Genomic DNA, 18,865 nt, shown 5'->3' with positions numbered 1-18,865 from the left:
CAACGGCGAAGGCCAAGCCGTCGAGCAGGCTTGCGAAAATGCTTTAACACCCACGTAGCACGTGCTCGTAGGCATAGCCTTCCACACTTTCTCACTCTGAGCATTGAAAGGCTGTAGGCTGTGTGGTAGAAACGCTTCTCCAGATTGTCGGGGAATGAAGAGTACGGCTACTATAGAGCGTTGGGCAGGCATCAAGCGCTCACCCGGGTTTTATTGCATTGGCTTAGGGTGGTTCGAGGTGGCGACGAGGTAGGAAGTTTATAAAAATGATTTGGGCAGAAAAGAGGGGAGCAGTAAGGTAATCTGGGAGTCATTACGCGAAGAAGGGCGCAAACCTTTAAAACTACACATCGTGTTGATGGTTGTGCTCGGCACAATTGCGGGCATCGAATCGCTCAAGTATGCGGACGTTGTTCGCATAAAAATCGAGGCGGCAGAGGGCTTAGCCGTAGTAGAGTTGCCTGTGAAAATTTTGAGGGAAGCCGGTGTTGAACCGGCCCAGGGTATGCAGGTTGAATTGAGAGTCGACGCTACGCCCTCTGACATCGAGAGCTGGGACATAGTGCTAGGTGCAGAAGTGTACTCTAGACAAGAGCCGCAAAATGCTCTTCTCGCCTCCGCCGGCGGCTTACAAGTCGTTTTTCCAGAGAGTATTGCCAAAGATACGGCTGGCGTGGGTAGCAAAGTCTACATCAAGCTAAGGTTTCCAAAGGGATAAAGGCAGCAGCTCTCTTTTTTTAAGTCTGAGCACAAGGTCATGCAGGCTTCGTGCCTAGACAAGGCTTACCTGTAAACTCTCAGCTCGGCTGTTAACCGAGGAACAATAAATATAAGGTGGTGAAACGGGAGCATATGGTGACGCGGCTGCTCTATGGTTGACGTAAAGGTGCTTGAGGCACTATTAGAGTGGACCCGCTCGAATAACGCCGTGATAGATGTCTACTTTCAGGAAACCGGTTACAGGCTGAGGATAGATAGAATGTTTAGAGCCGTTGACCCCGGTGGAAACATAGTACCTTGGGCTAGAGCTTTCGGGACGAAAAAGCTCTCAGACCTCTTTGACACGTTCAAGGTTAAGCAAGTGAGCCTTAGACGCGGGGATACCCAGCAGACCTTCCGAAGTTTAGAGGAGTTGCTGAAAAACGTTCGCGTCTAGCTCGGACACCTGAGGGTAGTATGCACTTAAGGTACGCTCTGCTAGTAACACTGGTAGGGGCTCTGGCATTTTCCCAGCCTATTCTGAGTGTAAAGTACTTGCTCGTGACGAGCCTGTACGTTGAAGGGCAAGGTGTTGTGGATCGAGAAGTGTTCTCACGCGTCTTCCTTATTGCCCTGTCCATACCTGGATGGCAGAACCTATCGTCAGCTACGCTCTACGTCGACTCAAGGAAAACCAGCTTCACCCTCGAGCGGGACCCTCAGGGAAACATCTACGCGTACCCTGGCGACCTCGAGTACTCAGGAAGCATAAACATAACACTTGTTCAAGAGGTAGAAGTTGCAAGCCCCCCTTTCCGCCGTATAGCGGATCTGCCAGAAGTTGTGGATGTTGTAGCTCCATCGCTAAGCGAGACGGCTAAGTCGCAATTCTGGGGTTGCAACTCCTCATTGAAGAAATTCGCCGATGTAGTAAGCCTCGCCAAGAGCCTGGGCTCCTCTTCTGCTTCTGGCAGAGACTTCATCATAAACGCGGCGGACTGGATTCGCAGAAACGTAAAATATACTTCGGATACACGGGGAGGGGTTAAATGCCCAGCAGAAACTCTGTCGACCTTAGAGGGAGCGTGCGGCGACTTACACGCTCTTTTCACGGCTTTACTGAGGATTAAAGGGATAAACTCTTACCTCGCTTACGCGCTTGTATACTCCCCACAAGCTAACTTAACAATAAGAGAAGGTAAGTGGTTTTATCAATTGAGAGGAGCCGAGCCGCACATTTTCAGCATGGTAGAATCTCGCGGAGAAAGCTTCCCAGTCGACTTAACTGCCAATACAGAGAACGACCCCCGGAGGCTCGTGAGAGGTTCCGCAGTAAATCAGCTTGACTCGCTGATAGTTCTAGCTTGGATTAAGCGGGGGGATCCCAACGACTTCCTCGCGATACCGGCGCCGACGGGAGCAAGCAAGATAAGCTTGGCGTTCAGAGTAGCACGCGAGAGCCTAAGCCTCGGAGATAACGTCTTGCTGCTCCTGGCAGTTTTGTTAGCGGTGGCACTGGCGCTAAGGAAAGAAAAGTCTACTTGAGTGGGGTGCCGCAGAACGGACATATTATGTGCAGGTCGCCATAAGGTAGCTCGCGGCCGCACTTGGGGCATCTTTTCACATCAGCCTGAGCGACGGGTGGCGTAGCTTGAAGCTCTACTGCTCGTGGCTGCGCGGCGGCGATTGGGGCTGGAGCGGGTACCACTGCTCTAGGTTGCCGGGTCACAGGAGGAGCCTGGGCTCTCACAACCTGAGGCGGACGAAGGATTGGGGATGAGGGCTGGGCCTCCTGTACCTGGACGGGGCGGGTAGCTTTAGGCTGATACGCTTGTGCAACAGGGGCTTGGGGCTGAACGGCTCCAACCTGGGGAGTGGGTGGGCTCTGCCGTACCAAACCGCTAAGTCTCATGTAGAGCTTAAACGCGTAAGCCTCCTCTAGAAAAATGATAGCGAGGAACAGTCCTGCAGCTGAAGCGGAAGTAGAGAGCAAGATAAAAACAGCCTGAACGTTATCCCCTCCTACTTTTAAGAACACCAAAGCTGCTGCAATGAGTGGTGCCACTATTGCGAATACGCCCGCTATATAAGCTAGCATCTTTTTCTTGCTGAACTCCGCGTCGACAGGGTCGACTGTTTTCTGTTTTACCTGCTTGCTCTGTTTTGGCAAGCTTGCTCACTGTGGAAGGGGTATTACGGCTATTAATGTTGTGCGGCTAAAAGCCTCTTCACGACTGCTTGCTCACCCTCGATCTCTATTTCAGCCATTGTGCTTTCGGCTATGGTTTTCAAGATGTCCTCATCGTCTAATACTAACCTGGGGGAGGAGAGCTTCACCTCCAGCCCAAGTGCATCGGCAAGTTCTTGAAGCGTGTAGGCTATGTCCCGCACTTTGCTCTTAACATCGACCACCGAGTCTAAGGCGTCCAGCAGGTGCTTCTGAACCTGCAGGAGTGCTTTCTTCTGCCCCTCGCTCAACTCGCTACTGCTGAGTAGGTCCTCCACAATCTCAAGGGCTTTTATGACGTGAGACCTCATACAGTACAAAATCTCTCTAACAGTGCTACAAAACGTGAAACCTAGCTCGGGGGATGAGCTTCGACCCTCATACGGAAATCACACAGACGTATTACTTCCCCTACGGAACCTAAGCGCTCCGAGGCGTTGACCGCAAACGTGTAACTAGCGCCTCAGCTTGAGAAGATTGGTTACCCTATAGATGGCTGGGGGGTGTATAGACGGCACTATCCTTAACGTCCTATATTTGCCCGACCTGGCCAGCTCGGGGTATTCGAGTTTTACAAGTGCACTAATAACATCGTGAGCTGATGTGCGGCGCGCGGCCTCTACGTCTGCTGATAACTCAGCGTTGTGTAAAAGCTTTAAGAAAACAGCCGTAAAAAACGCGAGGTAGGCTAGCAATACTCCAATTGGAAGTTGCGCTACGGACAGCAAGTACGATCTGAAGATGTACTCTAAACTCGCTACTGTAAATAGCTTGAGAGAGTCTTTATGCTTTAGGTGAGCCAGCTCGTGGGCGAGCACCGCTTCAAGCTCGCGTTCGTTCAAGTCCAAAAGCAGTCCTGCAGTGACATAGACTTTCGAAAAGGAGGGTAAGAAGCCTAAAGTGTAAGCGTTTCTGCTACCCGACGGTGTGACGCAGAGTTTAACCTTAAAGCCGTACTTTTCACGAAGGCGAGAGAGAATTGCCCCCAGGTTGAGCTCCTTTAAGCTTATCCTCTTGAAATCTATGCCAACGTCGTGGAGCACGCGTTCTGCAGTGTCGACGGATAAGTCAGCGCTCTTCGTGAGAATGTGCTTGACTACCGCTATTGTCAGAAGATCTTCTTCTCTGATCTCTTCGACTACCACGCGTAGAAGCGTAACTCGCCGGCAGCACTTAGGGATTTCAAGGCATCTAACCCGGAGGCTCAAAAGAGGAGCAAAAAGCAGCATCGTGAATGTAACCAGGATGGTGATGAGGCTGACCTCAAAGAGGCTTTTAATTCCTAGAAGCATGAGGAAGAGAGGCGTGAGTGTAGTTATGAATAGGTAAACTGCCAGAGCCCAGCTCCTCAGCCTTTGAAGCAATCCCTTGCCCAACACATCTGGGCTAATGGGGAGCTGTTCCCCGTCTGTGAGCAAAAGCACGACCTCTGGAACTGGATTACACTTCGAGGCGAAGTATCCGAGCATTCTGTTCTTAAATTCCATCACGGCGTCAAGGCTCTCCGAGCAGGCCTCAACGGCGCCTCCACTGTACTCGATGAAAACCTCTCTAGCAGCTTTCTCGGCGCGAAATCCATTCTCCCCTTCTCTTTCAACGCTGTAGCCTACCTGCTTGACAGCTGTTACAAAGTCAGCGACAGAAAAATCCTCATCAAGACAGATGAGAGGGATAAAGAATAATATGCATTTATTCCAGTGCCGGCTCATTATCTTCTCCGGGAAAGTCTCAGCCTATCTCTATCTCTGCCGTGTCTTTCTCCTTTCTAGGTCGGAAGAAGAGCGCGGCCGTCACTGCAGTTGCGGCAGACACTGCTGCTACCTCTGTTGCGGTCACAGGCCCGACGAATGGGAGGTCAAGCAGTATGCCAGTGTTGAGGTCCACTGCCTGGTCTCCGTCAAGGGTGACCTTTACTGTGCTTGTGATTCTCTTGTACTGTGCCGTTACCGTGTATGTACCCCTTGGGAGTTGTGTGAATACCGCGCTTCCCGAAGCGTCACTCTCGAGGCTTTGCGAGTAGTTCCCGTTGCTCACCGTGACTACAGCTCCCGCGACAGGACCCCCCAGGGCATTCTTAACGTGCACAGTCATTGTGTAGACTTTGCACTCGATGTTGAACTCTGTGTCCATTAGGGTTCCCAGAGTGAAGGCCGTCAGCGTCGCGCCCTTGAATGCAGCGGATACCGAGTACACTCCTGGAGCGTAGACGTTAAGCTGGGCTGAGCCGTCAGCCCCGCTCACAGCGTTGATGCTCAAGGGACCAGACATGGAGACCTGGACGCCCGGCACAGGGTTGCCCTTGGGATCTTTGAAGATCATCTTTATGGGTTTCCAAGCTATGGAGATGAAGTATTCACCCTCCTCAACGCTATCTCCGTTCTTCACCTGGACGGCAGCCTCGTTCTTCTCAAGCACGATGGTCCTCCATGTGCCGAGCCAGTCTGCTGTGTAGTTTTCGATATCATCGAACTTCTGACCGCTGGGGACTGTGACCGAGGTAATCGTGGCTATTGGGGGCACCTGGACCACCAGGTAAGCTGCGTAGGCATCCGCGATATCCTTCTTATTGATGGTAGCAGTGAGACCTCTAGGTGTCCACGTCCCTACTTCCCGGTAGTAGACAGGAATTATCATAGCCTGGATGTCATGACCCTCGTTGTTGACTATCTTGGCGGTAGTTCCGTAGACGATGAAAGCTTTGATCCAGTAGTGCATCAGGAACGGCGGTATCAGCAGTGAGGCGCCCCGAACCTCGAACTCCTCGCTTCTCTCGAAGGCGAGGTCGATAAGATTTCCCTCAACGGTAGCGCTATTCGTGAGAGGACCAGGGGCAACGGAGTACAGCACAACTATGAAACCGAGCGGATTCCACCCGGCCTTGCCCCTTATAGAGTAGCTCTTGAATGTCTTTGCCGGGATAGTGGTCTCCGTGAAGCGGTCCTCTATGACTAGGAAGGCGTTGGGAAGCTTGTACTCCTCACCCTGCGAAAACTCGATCGTGTATTTGCCATACCCAATCGAAGAGACATCTATCTCAACATGCTTCGGATCGACCTTGAAAGCCCCAGCGGGGACGGCTGCCTGAACGTCTATTTGGGTCAAATCGTTCCCGAAGGGGTCGATCACGGTCTTAACTGCATACGGTGCGTAGTTGTCTATAGTTACCCTAACCGAAACACTGAGCCCAGTGTCTTTGAATTCGCTTGTATCCACGGTGATGTTGTCCTGTAAGGGCATCCACGTTGTTTTCCTAAAGACTGTGACGAGCCGAGCCTTCACCGTACCGTTAAAGCCGTTGGAGCCGAGGACTACTTCTCCGGAGTAGGAAGTCACGGACGTCAGTCTGCCCATGCTCTCGCTGACCTTATCGTACTTTACGGGAACTATCTGTGGAGGCGCCTTCCCCTCGAAAATCACGCTGAAGGACTCGAGGACGTAGCCTGGGGGAGTGGCGGTGCTTGAGAGCGTTATAACGCTTTTGCTCCCGAAATCCAGCTCGGCACCTTCTTCCGTCCTAAGTATGTAATCAAGCTTGACGTAGAAGACTTGACTACCTTTATCTGCGAGTGCTACAAGTGCAACGTTAAGAGCCAGCAGTAGCAGTAACATGACCCCGACTATTCTCATGCTGTCTCGAACAAACATCCTACCATATCCTTCAAATTTAAGGTTCAGACAATCTTTAGCAGTAGAATTCCACAAAGACCTTTTTCTTACGTTTGTATTATCCACGGTGATCTTCACCTCTCTGGGCGGTGGCAGGGTGCGGGGCAACAACTAGCGAGCCGGAACCCGCCCTTTATTTTAAAATTGTCTCACAAATGTGCCCTAGGAGCGAAGCGCCGGGGCCGGGATTTGAACCCGGGACCGCCCGGTTAACAGCCGGGCGCTCCACCTGGCTGAGCTACCCCGGCTCAGACTATAGCTTCAACGACCTTCTATTTAAATAAATTTTCTCTGGGGAAGTCAGATTCTCGAGAAACGCCTACCTGCGCAGGAGAATAGTCGCCCGTCTAACAGGTTATCGCAGATCACTCGTCCCGGAGGTTTGCGCTGCTGTTGCCTTCGGCTTTTCTTCAAGTTAGGGCTAACTGGGAAAGAGCCGCGGCTTAGGCACAGTTGATTGTAGTGCTCGGCGGGAATAGGGATTTCAAGCTGTTAAGATATAATGAAGGCTTAGAACCCGAGATCGTATTGCTATTGAATTCTTGTGGGGGTGCGGAAGAGATATTAGTTAGTTTTTAAAAGAGGAAACAGGGGTGAAGGCCTCAGTGCCGAGAGTGCTCTCTGAGAAGAACTTGACGCTCGCTGAGCTGCGGGAACTGCTTGAGAAGGTTGAGCAGACAAGGGAGCTCACGGGCCTTGAGCGATACACGGTGGAGTACGCCAGGAAATTCGCCAAAATCGAGGATCCCGCTAAATCGCGCCGGGTAGTGGAGGAGCTGATGAAGACCTTCGACCTTCCGGAGGACATTGCAGTGCAGCTAGTGAATATCAAGCCAAGGGATCCGGGTGAGGTTCGTCTAGTGCTTTCCCCGCTTAATAAACTGTTCTCGGAGGAAGATTACAGGCGAATCATTGAGATGGTCAATGAGTAGTTTAAGGCGTTTTTAGAGCGGTGTGAAGCACGTGTCTGGGCGTGATTTTCGAAAACCCCTCAAACCACCAGAGAATCAAGTCTATATACTGGATGTCTTACCCTATGGGGATCCCGTACGGGGGATCTCCCATCCCTTGGTTCAGAGCATAGGGGATGAAAAGTTTCTGCTCATTGAACTGAGACCGGAAATCGGCGTGCTTTCAAGTTTACGACCTGGTGAGAAGCTGGACCTGGCTACGGGTGTTGAGGCCAAGGTCGTTCACTTCCTTCGAGTAATAAGGTACGAGGATCTCACTGGTAATGCTAAGGCCATACTGAAGGACGTTGTCACAAGTATAGTGCTTAGCAAAGAAAAAGTCTTCGTAGAATTCTTTAACAGAGCTCAGCCGCTCTCGAAGAAAGCCCACGAGTTGGAGCTCTTGAAGGGTATTGGGAAGAAAACTCTCTGGAAGATACTCGAGGAGCGTAGCAGAAAGCCTTTCGACTCCTTTGCGGAAATTGAAAAGAGGGTTGGGATAAAACCCGTTGAACTGATCGTTAACAGGATCCTAGAGGAAATCAGCGAGCCTCAAACACACTATCTCTTTGTGAATCCGCCATATGGTCCCGCTCGTGTCGGTGATGCGCTGCAAAGGCGGGAGCGTTACAAGCCTTTTTAACTAACGTAGCCGGTAACGAAGAGTTATGGTAATCGATAAAGCCCGCCAGATGCTGGAGAATGGCTACGTCCTTTGCGACTGGTGCCTAGGTCGGCTTTTCGGGCTTAGGGGCTCCGGCATAAGCAATGCAGACAGAGGCCGTGCAATAAAGACGCTTTTATTCATGGAGGCTTACAAGAGCTCACCCCGCGAAGTAGACGTGAATCTTCTGAGGGCACTTGCTGAAAGCGGGTACGAGCCGGCCCGCAACGCTCTCGCTAGCCTAGGGCTGGAGGCTCCTTCTCATTCGCAGTGTTATTTATGTGGAGGAGTCTCGTCCAGGTACGAAGAACTAGCAGAGCGCGCTTATAATGTAGCCGGCGAGTACGAGTTCTCGACGTTTCTTGTGGGCGTCCGCCTGCCCTACCGGTTGATCAAAAAGGAAGAGGAACTGTGGCGTCGCTTCGAGCTAAGAGACGCCGAGTCCCTGAAAAACGAAATCAGTAGGGAAGTTGGTAAGATTTTCTCCAAAAAAACGGGGAAGCAATACGATCCGGAGAGACCCGACATCCTTCTAATCATAGACCTCGAGGGCGACGGAATTGAAGTACACCCCAGGCCGGTCTTTATATGCGGAAGATATCGGAAGCTTGTGCGAGGGCTCCCCCAGAATCCCTGGCCATTCTCCGATGAAAGGATAAAATTCAACACATCGATAGAAGAGCTGATCGCGAAGCCCACGCTATCGCTATTCGAGGCTCATGACGCTAAGTTTCACGCAGCCGGTCGTGAGGACATCGATGTGAGGACGCTTGGTAAGGGTCGGCCCTTCGTTTTAGAGGTCCGCAAACCTAAAAAACGCTTCGTGGACCTCAGGAAGCTCGAGGAAATCATAAACTCCTCGGCACAATCCCTCATAGAAGTGCATGCTCTGAGCTACTGCGATAAGGACAGTGTCAAGAAGCTAAAAGGCCTCGCGGAGGTTGCCAGAAAAGTCTACAGGGCTATCGTCACCTTTATGGAACCCGTTACGGATGAGGACATTGAGAGAATAAATGCAGCTTTCAAAGAAACGGTGGTTGAGCAGCGTACACCTCTCAGGGTGCTTCATAGGAGAGCGGATAGGCTGAGGAGGAAGGTAGTTTACAAGGTAGTAGCAAGAAAGCTTTCCGAACACGACGTGGAGATAATAATCGAGGCCCAGGGTGGCTTTTACATAAAAGAGTTTATTCACGGTGATCAAGGGAGGACAAACCCGAGCATTGCGGGACTTATAGGCAAAAACGTTGAAAGAATCGAGCTTGACGTAATAGATATTGATTAATGGTGAATTATTCCCTTTAAGTGCTCCCGGTTTTTGCCTCCTCGGCTCTCCCTAAGAACGGCACAATGTGCTCTGGAGTCGTAATGATTTTCTTAGTCTTCCCGCCAACCTGCACTTCGATGACGTACGCTCTTCCCCTCTGCTCCACGACCTTACCAACTTTTCCCTGATACCTACGGTGGGGCGCCGTCTCGATAAAAGTGGGATTAACGTCTATGACAACTAATTCTCCTTGACTGTATTCGCGCATTAGCCGGCTCAGACCCCTATAGCCCCTGGTTCTTGGTGTGTGCCTGAACATTTTCCTGCTTCGTGTCCTATACCCGTGAGAGTGCCTCATCCATCAACCCCTTCTCACAAGCCACACTTCAATTTATAACGTTTTCTATAGGCAACCCTTAAGATAGTGAGAAGGTGCGGGGGCCGGGATTCGAACCCGGGCAGGCCGACGCCAGCGGAGGTCTTATCCTTTGTGGGATCCTAAGTCCGCCCCCTTTGTCCTAGCTCGGGCACCCCCGCGCATCGAGCAACAATTCTTTAGAGGAAGTAAAATACTTTTCCACGCACCGGTCCTTAGGTCACATGCCCTCTATTTGTCTGATGTACTCCTCCTCGTCAGTCGTTGTTATCTCCTGCCTCAGACTGAGCTGGGCCTCAATCATCTTCTTGCGCTTTATCTGCCTCGTAACATAGCCTGCGATCTGGTTCCGTAGCTTCTTTGAAGGTACGTGAAGTAGTTCGGCCACTTTAGCCTTGTTGTACTCGAAGTCTGTTGTAAAGCTGTCACCGAATTTTTCCACAAGCATTCGAGCTGTCCTCTTAACCAGTTTTATCCTGACGTTTCCCATCCAGCACCCTTTTTCGGATACCTTGAGGCGCGTTTAAATACATTTCCTTGCTAAGCGTCCGCTCGGTAATAGCCTAAGAGGAACACTTTTGGTAAAATCTCTTTACGCCCTAACAGTGAATAAATTTTTAAATTACGTGACCATGTAATCTATCAAAAGTGTTTCGGTATGTCGGCAAAGAAGAAAGAGCACGAAATACCGCTAGCACCTATAGACAGGATTCTCCACCAGGAAGGAGCTGAGCGGGTAAGCGAAGAGGCTACCCTACTTTTGAGAGACTTCATAGAGAAACTGGCGCGGGAGATTGCCCGTGAAGCTATAGATGCCTCAAAACACGCGGAGCGAAAAACAGTAAATGAAGAAGACGTGAAGTTTGCTATAAGCAGGCTTCAAAGAATCCTCTGCTCCCACATTGTTGTCTAAAAACCTCAGCCGCTCACTCGAAAACTTCTTGCGTCTAGAATATGCGGAAAGCCCTGAGAATACATGTGCGAATGGTAAAACATTAATGCAACATATTTACAAAACTTCACCGGTTGGCAGAAAGCTATGTCTGGTGACCGGAAAGGCTACATCGCGAAGATCTCGGGACCCGTTGTAATAGGAAAGGGTATCAGCAACATCAAGCTCGGCGAAGTCGTGTACGTGGGTAACGAGGGCCTCCTAGGTGAAGTCGTCAGGGTGGGTCAGGATTACTTCGCGGCACAGGTTTATGAGGACACAAGTGGGCTACGCCCTCGCGAACCTATCACGGGTACAGGAAAGCTGTTGGTAGCTGAGCTCGGCCCAGGGCTCATGTCAAGCGTGTTCGACGGAGTCCAGAGACCGCTAGAGAGTATAAAGGAGCTCGTAGGGCCCTTCGTGAAGAGAGGTGTCAAGGTCAACCCCCTTCCTAGGAATAAGAAGTGGCACTTTGTACCAATGGTCGAGAAAGGCGTCAAGGTAGGCTCCGGAGACATCATCGGCACCGTACAGGAAACGTCCCTCATAGAGCACAGGATAATGATCCCTGTGGGTATTGAGGGCAGGCTACGTGAAATAGCTCCTGAGGGCGACTACACCATCGAAGACGTCGTCGCTGTCGTTGAGTCGGACGGTAGGACATACGAGCTAACAATGAAGCAGGAGTGGCCTGTGAGGCAGGCGAGGCCGTACAAGGAGAGGTTGACGAGCGAGGTGCCCCTTTTGATAGGGCAGCGAGTGATAGACACGTTCTTCCCGATAGCCAAGGGCGGCGCCGGCGCTATACCTGGGGGCTTCGGCACTGGGAAGACGGTTACGCTTCACAAGGTCGCGATGTACAGCGACTCCCAAATAGTCATCTACATCGGCTGCGGTGAGCGCGGTAATGAGATCGCAGAGATGCTCATGGAGTTCCCGAGGCTCACCGACCCGAAATCTGGTCGCCCCATCATTGAGAGATCAATAGTGATAGCTAACACCTCTAACATGCCCGTCTCCGCTAGGGAAGCATCGATCTACATGGGCATCACGCTGGCAGAATACTATCGGGATCAGGGATACGACGTAACGCTCATAGCGGACTCGACAAGCAGGTGGGCTGAGGCCTTGCGCGAGATAGCCGGAAGGCTCGGAGAGCTCCCTGTCGAGAGAGGATACCCGGCCTACCTTCCCGATAAAATAGCGGAGTTCTACGAGCGAGGTGGTCGAGTAAAACCCCTAGGCTCACCCGAGAGAAGCGGCTCTGTGACTGTACTGGGGGCCGTGTCGCCGCCGGGAGGTGACTACAACGAACCGGTAACGATACACACTTTGAGGTTTGTCGGGGTCATGTGGGCTCTGGACACTGACCTGGCCTACAGGAGGCACTTCCCGGCTATAAACTGGCTGAGAAGCTTTAGCCAGTACGCGGACATAGTTGAGCGGTGGTGGGTTAAAAACGTTTCACCAGAGTTCCCGCAGTACAGGCGGAGAGCCCTGCGGCTCATGACTGTTGCTAGCGAGATAGAAGCCATAGCTTCGGTGGTGGGAGAGGGGGCGCTGCCGGACGACCAGAGGCTGATACTTCTGACGTCGGAGATAATAAAAGAGGGCTTCCTGAGGCAAACGGCTCTCTCGGGGGAAGACATCTTCTGCAAGCCTGAGAAGCAGTACTGGCTCCTCAAAATGATGATAGACTTCTTCGACAAAGCATATGAGCTGATTAAGAAGAGAGTATCGATAGAGGAGATAACGAAGCTCCCCGAAGTGTACGAGATGATGCGCGTGAAAGAAGACGAGAGAGGCTTGGAGGCCGTGAAAGAGCTATATAACCGAGTAATGGCTAAACTAGACGAGATCGCACAACGGCATGGTGTTCAAATAACGGCTGAAAGCGGGGTGGTGGCTAGTGCCTGAGGAGATCCTCACTACCATTATCGAACGCTATCCCGGAAAAATCTACCGAGGCGTGCGAGAGATACGCGGTAGCCTGCTCATCGTGGAGGGCGTCGAGGATGCTGCTTACGACGAGGTCGTGAAAATATACGGTAGAGACCATAGGGAGAGGTTCGGGAGGGTCCTGGAAACGAGCATAGGTAACGCTGTGGTCCAGGTTCTCGGAGACCGGGAAGGCCTCGAGACAGACACTCTAGTGAAATTCACAGGATCCACGTTCAAGATCAGAGTCTCTGAAGACGTTTTAGGCAGAATCTTTAATGGTAGATTCGAGCCGATCGACGGGCTACCTCCCGTCATGACGGGTGAGATGAGGGAGATAACCGGCGAACCGATCAACCCGGTCGCGAGGGAGTACCCTCACGACTTCATCCAGACCGGCGTCTCGGCGATCGACGGTCTCTTCAGCCTGGTGCGTGGTCAGAAGCTCCCAATATTCAGTGTCTCAGGTCTGCCTCACAACCTACTCGCGGCGCAGGTTGCTAGACAGGCGACTGTTAGAGGCGAAGGTGAGCGATTTGCTGTGGTTTTCGCCGGCATTGGTCTAAGGAAGACGGAAGCCGAGTTCTTCATGGAGCAGTTCCGCGAAACCGGGGCCATCGAGAGGCTGGTAGCTGTCCTTAACATGGCTGACGACCCAGCAGTAGAGCGCCTTATGACCCCGCGCATTGCCCTCACGGTGGCGGAGTTCCTGGCCTTCGACCTCGACATGCATGTGCTGGTAATAATGTCCGATATGACTAACTACTGCGAAGCTCTTCGGGAGGTAAGTTCCGCAAGGGGCGAGATCCCTGGCAGGATGGGTTACCCAGGATACATGTACAGCGACCTCGCGACGATCTACGAGAGAGCGGGCATAATAAAGGGCAAGAAAGGCAGCATCACGCTCTTCCCGATACTCACTATGCCGGGAGGGGATCTGAGACACCCAATCCCGGACCTCACCGGCTACATCACTGAGGGGCAGATTTTCCTAAGCCAGGAACTCTATGCTCAAGGCGTATACCCACCAGTGAACGTTTTGCCGAGCCTCAGCAGGCTGATGAAGGCTGGGATAGGCGAGGGCAAGACCCGAGAGGATCACAGGTACCTCGCGGATCAGCTCTACGACGCGTACTCAAGAGGTGTGAGGGCTAGGGACCTAGCCAGGATAATCGGTGAAATCGGGCTCAGTGAGAGGATGAGAAGATTCCTGAAGTTTGCAGAGGAGTTCGAGAACCATTTCGTGAGCCAGTCCTTCAACGAGAACAGGAGTGTAGAAGAGACTCTGGACAGAGGGTGGAAGGTGCTTTCAGTGCTCCCGGAGGAGGAGCTCGTCAGGATCCCAAGGAGGCTCATCGAGAAATATCACCCCGCTTACAGGAGCTGAGGGTATCGGAAATGCTTAGCGAGCTTGCTTTTCTACCTGCCTCCAGAGGAACCCTCCAGGTGCTGCGGCGGAGGTTGGAGCTAGTAAAAAGGGGTAAAGATGTTTTACAGATGAGGAGAGACCAGCTCGCTAAAGAGCTACTTGGTATAATGGACGAGCTGCAGAAAAGACCACAGGCAGAGCACGAGTTCATAGAGGCGTCCCGCCGAGTTGCCATTATGAGGATGGCTCGCGGCGAGTATGACTTCAGATCCACCGCGTCGCTCGTTCGACCACCAAAGATAACAAGCATCATAGTCAGCTACCAGGGCATACCTGTGCCCCAGGCCAGGATCGCCGAGGACCCTGACTTCTCGCAGATAACAGACCCGGACTACCGGGAGGCTATCGAGCACCTGTGGAACGCCGTCAAGATGATGATCGACGTCGCCAACAAGGAGCTCGCCGTTGAGAAGATAAGCGACCAGCTCCTCTACATAAACAGAGTCGTGAACAGCCTCGAGAAGAACCTCATTCCAGCCCTCACCGACGTCCTGAGAAGAATAGAGGAGCGGGTCATTGAGGAAGAGCTTGAAGACTTCGTCCGGGTAAAAATCCTAGGGGGTGGCTAGGAGTGGAGTCGTACATAGCCGTCAGAGCTCACGGCTTGAAGTCAAGGCTACTCAAAAGACAGGACTATGAAGCCATCCTGAGCGGCGAGAAGAAGCTCTACGAGCTAAGGGACTACGCCCTGATATCCGATCGGGACTCTCTGGAAGAAGCCCTCGAGAAGATATACAGGGTTTACGTTCAGAGGATTGAAACGCTCGCGAAGCCCGACAGAGTCCTGGGGCAGTTCGCCTACGCCCTCTTAGACCGACTAGAGGTCGAGAACGCCAAGATCCACCTAAGGTACATACGAGGCGCCCAAAGGCCCGTCATATACTACCCATACGGGCGGCACATAGGCCCCGCGAGACTCTCTCAGATTAGAACAGAGGGGGGTCTATGGGAGGAGCTGTCGAAGACGCCCCTTCAAGCCCCAAGCACTCCGAGCTTCTCAAGCGGCCTCGAGGCGGAGCGCGAGGCGTTGCTGGAACTGCTGTATTACAAGTACCTGCTAAACATGCTCAAAGAACTCCCCGTAAACAAGGAAGAGAAGGAAGACCTGGAAGCTCTCATAAGAGAGGAAGCATCCCTAAAGATGGTCGTGTGGTCCAGGACGCTTAGCCAAAGCATCGTCGAAAAGCTCGCTCAAGGATACCTCAAGGGTTACGGAATCATGTCCCCTCAACTCCCAGAGGAGTGGAGCTCGATGAAGCTTACGGAGCTACTTCTTCACGTCCAGAGAACAGTCATCTCCAGAGCTGAGCAGCTAGCCATGAAGCATTCATTAGACATCGCGTACATATACTACTTCAACCACCTAGCTCTTGCGGAGGCGAATAACCTCGAACGAATTCTCCTGGGGAAAGAGATAAGACTCCCAGAGGAGGTAATTCAAAGAAACCTAGTCATTGTCGTTTAAGTTCTATCCCTATATTTTTCCTAGAATCAGTATAGCTACTAGTAGGCCGTAGATCGCGATACCTTCGGCTAAGCCGCCCATGATAAGTATCCATGTTGAAAGTTCAGGCTTTTCAGCGGCCGCGGCGAAGCCCGCTGTAGCCACGCTTTTCAGAGCCATACCAGAAGCTATAGTAGATCCTATTACAGCTAATGCACTTGCCAGCATGGCTAAAGCTGCTGGTAGGTCTAGTGGGCGTGCTTCCTGGGCTGGTAGACCTGGCTGAAGGATTTTCGTTGAAGCCGAGGCAAGCACGGATATCGATGCTACCAGAACAGCCATGTTCACCGCGAGCAATACCAGAGCTATCTTCTTGCTCTTCATAGCAAGCCACATTTTTTAATCATATATAAAAATGTTATTCCCTTACCATTTCTGCAGTTGTAGCTATCGGTTTAAACTCGATCCCTTCTCCTTTGAAGAACTTCGTGGAAAACTCATAGTAGGTTAGCCTCATCGCCTGAATTCCGACCGCTAGGGCCTCAATAGCCAGCACCAGGAAGTTTGCCACAAGGAAGCTGACAGTCTCGCCTGCAAACGGCGCCATGTTTTCAGCCAGTATCCCGAAGGCCTCGTGGGCCATTGCGAAGGCGGCTAGACGTATATAGGAGAGTGAATTAGCTGGAAACGCGATGATCATCTCGATAACCTCTGACATTGCGTGCATCAACCTTTCTTTATGTCCAGTGAACTTCGCCTCGTAAAAGCCGAAGCCTAAAACACCGATTAAAGCTCCCGCTACGAGCCAAAGGAGTACTGCCACGTCGGGTGAGCTGAGGACGGCGAAGTTGAAGCCGCTTGAGGCTAGCTTGTAGGCTATCATGACGCCGGACGCGTAGAACAGTATGCCCATTCCCCCCATTCCGCTGAACACTGCCCCAACTACATCGCCGAACCTAACGAGGTTCACAATATTCAAAGTCATGGCAAGCATCAACTGTATCACGCCAAACCACAGCGCGATCGAGATAATCTCGTATACATCGTGTATGGGGCTTATCAGCGGCGTTCCCAGTTGCTTCAGGAAAAACATGAAGCCGTAAAGCACCCCGAAAACCATGCTCGAAGCCCCCGCGAGGGTAGCTAGGGCACCTAGCGTGCCGGCGCTTTCTCGTTTAATCCCCAGCAGGGGGTACTTTGTTCTGAGCAACCACAGGCCGAATAGCACCAGTATAAGCCCCTGCCCAACGTCACCGAACATCATCCCGTACATTACCGTGAAGAGAGCCGTGAAGATCAGTGTCGGGTCTATCTCCCAGTAGGCAGGAGTGCCGCGCATGGAAGTGAGCTTGTAGAGAAGCCCTCGAATACCTCTAGTCTCCACGTACGTAGGAGCGTTCTCCCTTCTCGGCACGTCTTCAAACTTCATGTAAAGTATCCTTGGGACTCGCCGGGTCAGCTCCTCTCTTAAGGTGACGCTGAACTTGGCAGGCACGTAGCCCTCTACGACCGTGATCCTCCTGCTCCGGAACACTCTCACCTGGCTGAGCAGGGGCTGAGCGCGGTACATCGCCTCCAAGGTCTGCTCGTACGATAGGTACTCCCTCACCTTTCCCAGAACGTCTTTCAGCACTACAAGCTGAGCGCTCAGCTTAGCTAGCATCTCTTCGGAGGGTAGCTCCAGGGCGTTCCTCAGACCCTCGCTTAGGTGCCTGATTTCCTCCTCAGTAGCGTCAACGCTACTTATTAGGCTTCGGAGGAATGCGAACCTTTCCTCGTCTGGTAGAGGCCTAGGGGGGGTCTCCGAGAAAGCGGCTTTGAGCAAATCAGCAAGCTCCTTTAAATCAGTGTCGTTTAGATGCTCGGCCACTTTCTCAAGGCTCACATTGTGGTGCTTCAAAGCCATCATAATGGTTCTTGCCACTATCGAATTCCTCAAAGATCGCCCCCGCCGCTCGGTGTCTTGCAGCATCTCTTTGATCTTCTCTGGGCTGCACACGGAGGTGTAAGCTAGCGCTTTGTAGCGAGCCCGTAGAGCGCTGGCCAGGCTCTCGGAAACTGTGGCTGGTACTGCTAAGACGCACCCGAAACCCCAACCTATGCTTTCCGATGCTAGAATACTGGCTCCGTAAACACTGCAGGCATCAGCCTTACAGAACTCTTGGAGCGCATCTTCCCCGTAAGCGGCGAGAAGCGTATCACAACCCGCCTCCAGTCTGTCCAAAGCTTTTATCAATAGAGCCTTAACTCCCAGGTATTTGTAAAACATCTGGACATCTTCCATAATCGCACTAGCCTCTTTTTTCGCAGGAAGCGAAGACAGGGCTTTTTCTATATCGCGCTGTGGCACTACGGTTTCTTTGAGTATATTCTGAATAAAGGAACAGTACTCCTTACCCAGACCAATCTTAGACTGTTGGAACGCGCCCTCTTTACATGCCTTGTGCGCTAGCTTAAGCGAGGCAATAGCGTAAACCACGTCCTCTAGGAGCTCCCTCTTCTGGCGAAGCTCTCTAACAGCTCTATATGCGTTACCTATCACCTCCAACCTGGAAGCCCTCTCGAACTCAACGGCGTCTCGAAGAACGCCTGCCACCTCGAGGAGCAAATCGTACAAATCTTTTCTGAGCCTCGCCTCCTCCTCCTCAATTCTCCTGAGGACGGTCTCTGGCTTGTCGAAGAACCATTTTGGTAGGTCGAGCTTTATAGAGTACAATCTTTTTACCTCCTCAACTTTGCTCTGAAGCTCTCTCCTGTAGATCAGCAGTAAAGCGTGCTCGAAGCTCGAGACTCTCCCTCTGCGGACGATGACCCCGAGGGAAAGGAGGGAGGACATCGCGTCGCTGAGGTTTTCGTCGGCAACGAAAATCAAGTCGGTTACAAGCCCCTGCTTTTCCTTACCTATGTCCTCCGGCGAGACTCCTATCTCATACAGCCTCTCTGCAAGCCTTTTAAGTTTCTGGACGTAGTAGAGGCCTTCAACCTTCTCCTCAACTCGCCTTAGCAGAATATCGTCGCGCCTTAACACTTTTCTCGAGACCTCGAGAGCCTCTTCAATGTTCAGGGTCTGCGGTGTGATCTTGCCCTCGAGAACGTCTACGAGGAGAGGGGGGAGCACGCCTCTAGCCTCGATAGTAGGTTCTAGGTGAACGCTTCCAACTGCCGTTAGAGCATCTAGAAGGTTAACCTCGTACTCTGAGGGGACGGCGATCCTGAACCTCTGGACAGCTTCTGGCACAATCAAGCTTCATCCCAGAACTAGTTTTGGATACCTCGT

The 18,865-nt window shown here is 52.0% G+C and carries 19 protein-coding genes and 2 tRNA genes; 12 read left to right on the top strand and 9 right to left on the bottom strand.

Features of this window, described 5'->3' with window-relative positions:
• The first annotated feature begins 271 nt into the window (after positions 1 to 271).
• From MOV14_RS04685 to MOV14_RS09955, 4 genes are all read left to right on the top strand, one after another.
• On the top strand, positions 272 to 718 hold the full coding sequence (locus MOV14_RS04685; RefSeq protein WP_318538064.1) for a hypothetical protein: 447 nt from the start codon (positions 272 to 274) through the stop codon (positions 716 to 718).
• 153 nt (positions 719 to 871) lie between these two features.
• A complete protein-coding gene (locus MOV14_RS04680) occupies positions 872 to 1,156 on the top strand; it encodes a hypothetical protein (protein ID WP_318538063.1) in 285 nt (94 codons plus the stop codon).
• Positions 1,157 to 1,176: 20 nt separating this feature from the next.
• On the top strand, positions 1,177 to 2,244 hold the full coding sequence (locus MOV14_RS04675) for a transglutaminase-like domain-containing protein (RefSeq protein ID WP_318538062.1): 1,068 nt from the start codon (positions 1,177 to 1,179) through the stop codon (positions 2,242 to 2,244).
• A 106-nt stretch (positions 2,245 to 2,350) separates the two neighbouring features.
• The gene (locus MOV14_RS09955; RefSeq protein WP_326403756.1) at positions 2,351 to 2,479 is read left to right on the top strand and encodes a hypothetical protein; all 129 of its coding nucleotides are present in this window, start codon (positions 2,351 to 2,353) and stop codon (positions 2,477 to 2,479) included.
• A gap of 422 nt (positions 2,480 to 2,901) precedes the next feature.
• Here the strand turns inward: MOV14_RS09955 and MOV14_RS04670 are convergent, their stop codons facing one another.
• The 4 genes from MOV14_RS04670 to MOV14_RS04655 all read right to left on the bottom strand — a co-directional run bounded on the left by MOV14_RS04670 (position 2,902) and on the right by MOV14_RS04655 (position 6,840).
• Entirely contained in the window at positions 2,902 to 3,237 is a 336-nt protein-coding gene (locus MOV14_RS04670) for a hypothetical protein (protein WP_318538061.1), read from the bottom strand.
• Between the two features lie 144 nt (positions 3,238 to 3,381).
• Positions 3,382 to 4,635 (bottom strand): M48 family metallopeptidase, encoded by a 1,254-nt coding sequence (locus MOV14_RS04665; protein WP_318538060.1) that lies wholly within the window; start codon positions 4,633 to 4,635, stop codon positions 3,382 to 3,384.
• A 19-nt stretch (positions 4,636 to 4,654) separates the two neighbouring features.
• Entirely contained in the window at positions 4,655 to 6,571 is a 1,917-nt protein-coding gene (locus tag MOV14_RS04660; RefSeq protein ID WP_318538059.1) for a carboxypeptidase-like regulatory domain-containing protein, read from the bottom strand.
• Positions 6,572 to 6,766: 195 nt separating this feature from the next.
• Positions 6,767 to 6,840: transfer RNA gene (locus MOV14_RS04655), tRNA-Asn, on the bottom strand.
• Positions 6,841 to 7,197: 357 nt separating this feature from the next.
• Between MOV14_RS04655 and MOV14_RS04650 the strand changes: the two genes are divergently transcribed.
• The 3 genes from MOV14_RS04650 to MOV14_RS04640 are packed head-to-tail and all read left to right on the top strand — an operon-like array spanning position 7,198 to position 9,488.
• Complete coding sequence (locus MOV14_RS04650) at positions 7,198 to 7,524, top strand: RNA polymerase Rpb4 family protein (RefSeq protein ID WP_318538058.1); 327 nt, start codon at positions 7,198 to 7,200, stop codon at positions 7,522 to 7,524.
• 31 nt (positions 7,525 to 7,555) lie between these two features.
• On the top strand, positions 7,556 to 8,185 hold the full coding sequence (locus MOV14_RS04645; RefSeq protein WP_318538057.1) for a DUF655 domain-containing protein: 630 nt from the start codon (positions 7,556 to 7,558) through the stop codon (positions 8,183 to 8,185).
• Between the two features lie 25 nt (positions 8,186 to 8,210).
• Positions 8,211 to 9,488 (top strand): tRNA pseudouridine(54/55) synthase Pus10, encoded by a 1,278-nt coding sequence (locus tag MOV14_RS04640; protein WP_318538056.1) that lies wholly within the window; start codon positions 8,211 to 8,213, stop codon positions 9,486 to 9,488.
• Between the two features lie 16 nt (positions 9,489 to 9,504).
• On the opposite strand, the gene MOV14_RS04635 is transcribed toward MOV14_RS04640, so the two are convergent.
• The 3 genes from MOV14_RS04635 to MOV14_RS04625 form a co-directional block, all read right to left on the bottom strand.
• The gene (locus MOV14_RS04635; protein ID WP_326403755.1) at positions 9,505 to 9,828 is read right to left on the bottom strand and encodes a 50S ribosomal protein L21e; all 324 of its coding nucleotides are present in this window, start codon (positions 9,826 to 9,828) and stop codon (positions 9,505 to 9,507) included.
• Positions 9,829 to 9,903: 75 nt separating this feature from the next.
• Positions 9,904 to 10,007: transfer RNA gene (locus tag MOV14_RS04630), tRNA-Leu, on the bottom strand.
• 59 nt (positions 10,008 to 10,066) lie between these two features.
• Positions 10,067 to 10,336, bottom strand: coding sequence for a 30S ribosomal protein S17e (locus tag MOV14_RS04625; protein ID WP_318538055.1), 270 nt, complete (start codon positions 10,334 to 10,336; stop codon positions 10,067 to 10,069).
• A 168-nt stretch (positions 10,337 to 10,504) separates the two neighbouring features.
• Between MOV14_RS04625 and MOV14_RS04620 the strand changes: the two genes are divergently transcribed.
• The 5 genes from MOV14_RS04620 to MOV14_RS04600 all read left to right on the top strand — a co-directional run bounded on the left by MOV14_RS04620 (position 10,505) and on the right by MOV14_RS04600 (position 15,609).
• Entirely contained in the window at positions 10,505 to 10,759 is a 255-nt protein-coding gene (locus tag MOV14_RS04620) for a histone family protein (protein ID WP_318538054.1), read from the top strand.
• Between the two features lie 126 nt (positions 10,760 to 10,885).
• Complete coding sequence (locus tag MOV14_RS04615; protein ID WP_318538053.1) at positions 10,886 to 12,694, top strand: V-type ATP synthase subunit A; 1,809 nt, start codon at positions 10,886 to 10,888, stop codon at positions 12,692 to 12,694.
• The gene (locus tag MOV14_RS04610; protein WP_318538052.1) at positions 12,687 to 14,102 is read left to right on the top strand and encodes a V-type ATP synthase subunit B; all 1,416 of its coding nucleotides are present in this window, start codon (positions 12,687 to 12,689) and stop codon (positions 14,100 to 14,102) included. Before MOV14_RS04615 ends, MOV14_RS04610 begins: the two co-directional genes overlap by 8 nt.
• Positions 14,103 to 14,113: 11 nt before the next feature.
• Positions 14,114 to 14,713: a V-type ATP synthase subunit D gene (locus MOV14_RS04605; RefSeq protein ID WP_318538051.1), complete on the top strand. Its 600-nt coding sequence runs from the start codon at positions 14,114 to 14,116 to the stop codon at positions 14,711 to 14,713.
• Between the two features lie 2 nt (positions 14,714 to 14,715).
• Positions 14,716 to 15,609, top strand: coding sequence for a hypothetical protein (locus tag MOV14_RS04600; protein ID WP_318538050.1), 894 nt, complete (start codon positions 14,716 to 14,718; stop codon positions 15,607 to 15,609).
• Positions 15,610 to 15,618: 9 nt separating this feature from the next.
• On the opposite strand, the gene MOV14_RS04595 is transcribed toward MOV14_RS04600, so the two are convergent.
• Both MOV14_RS04595 and MOV14_RS04590 read right to left on the bottom strand, forming a co-directional pair.
• Positions 15,619 to 15,972 (bottom strand): ATP synthase subunit C, encoded by a 354-nt coding sequence (locus MOV14_RS04595; protein ID WP_318538049.1) that lies wholly within the window; start codon positions 15,970 to 15,972, stop codon positions 15,619 to 15,621.
• Positions 15,973 to 16,006: 34 nt separating this feature from the next.
• Positions 16,007 to 18,826, bottom strand: coding sequence for a V-type ATPase 116kDa subunit family protein (locus MOV14_RS04590; protein ID WP_318538134.1), 2,820 nt, complete (start codon positions 18,824 to 18,826; stop codon positions 16,007 to 16,009).
• Positions 18,827 to 18,865: the final 39 nt, after the last annotated feature.

Origin of the sequence: Infirmifilum sp. NZ (assembly GCF_022693705.1) — an archaeon.
Classification (GTDB): Archaea; Thermoproteota; Thermoprotei; order Thermofilales; family Thermofilaceae; genus Thermofilum.
The sequence above is the reverse complement of the archived record's forward strand: the minus strand, read 5'-3'. Positions and strand labels throughout refer to the sequence as shown.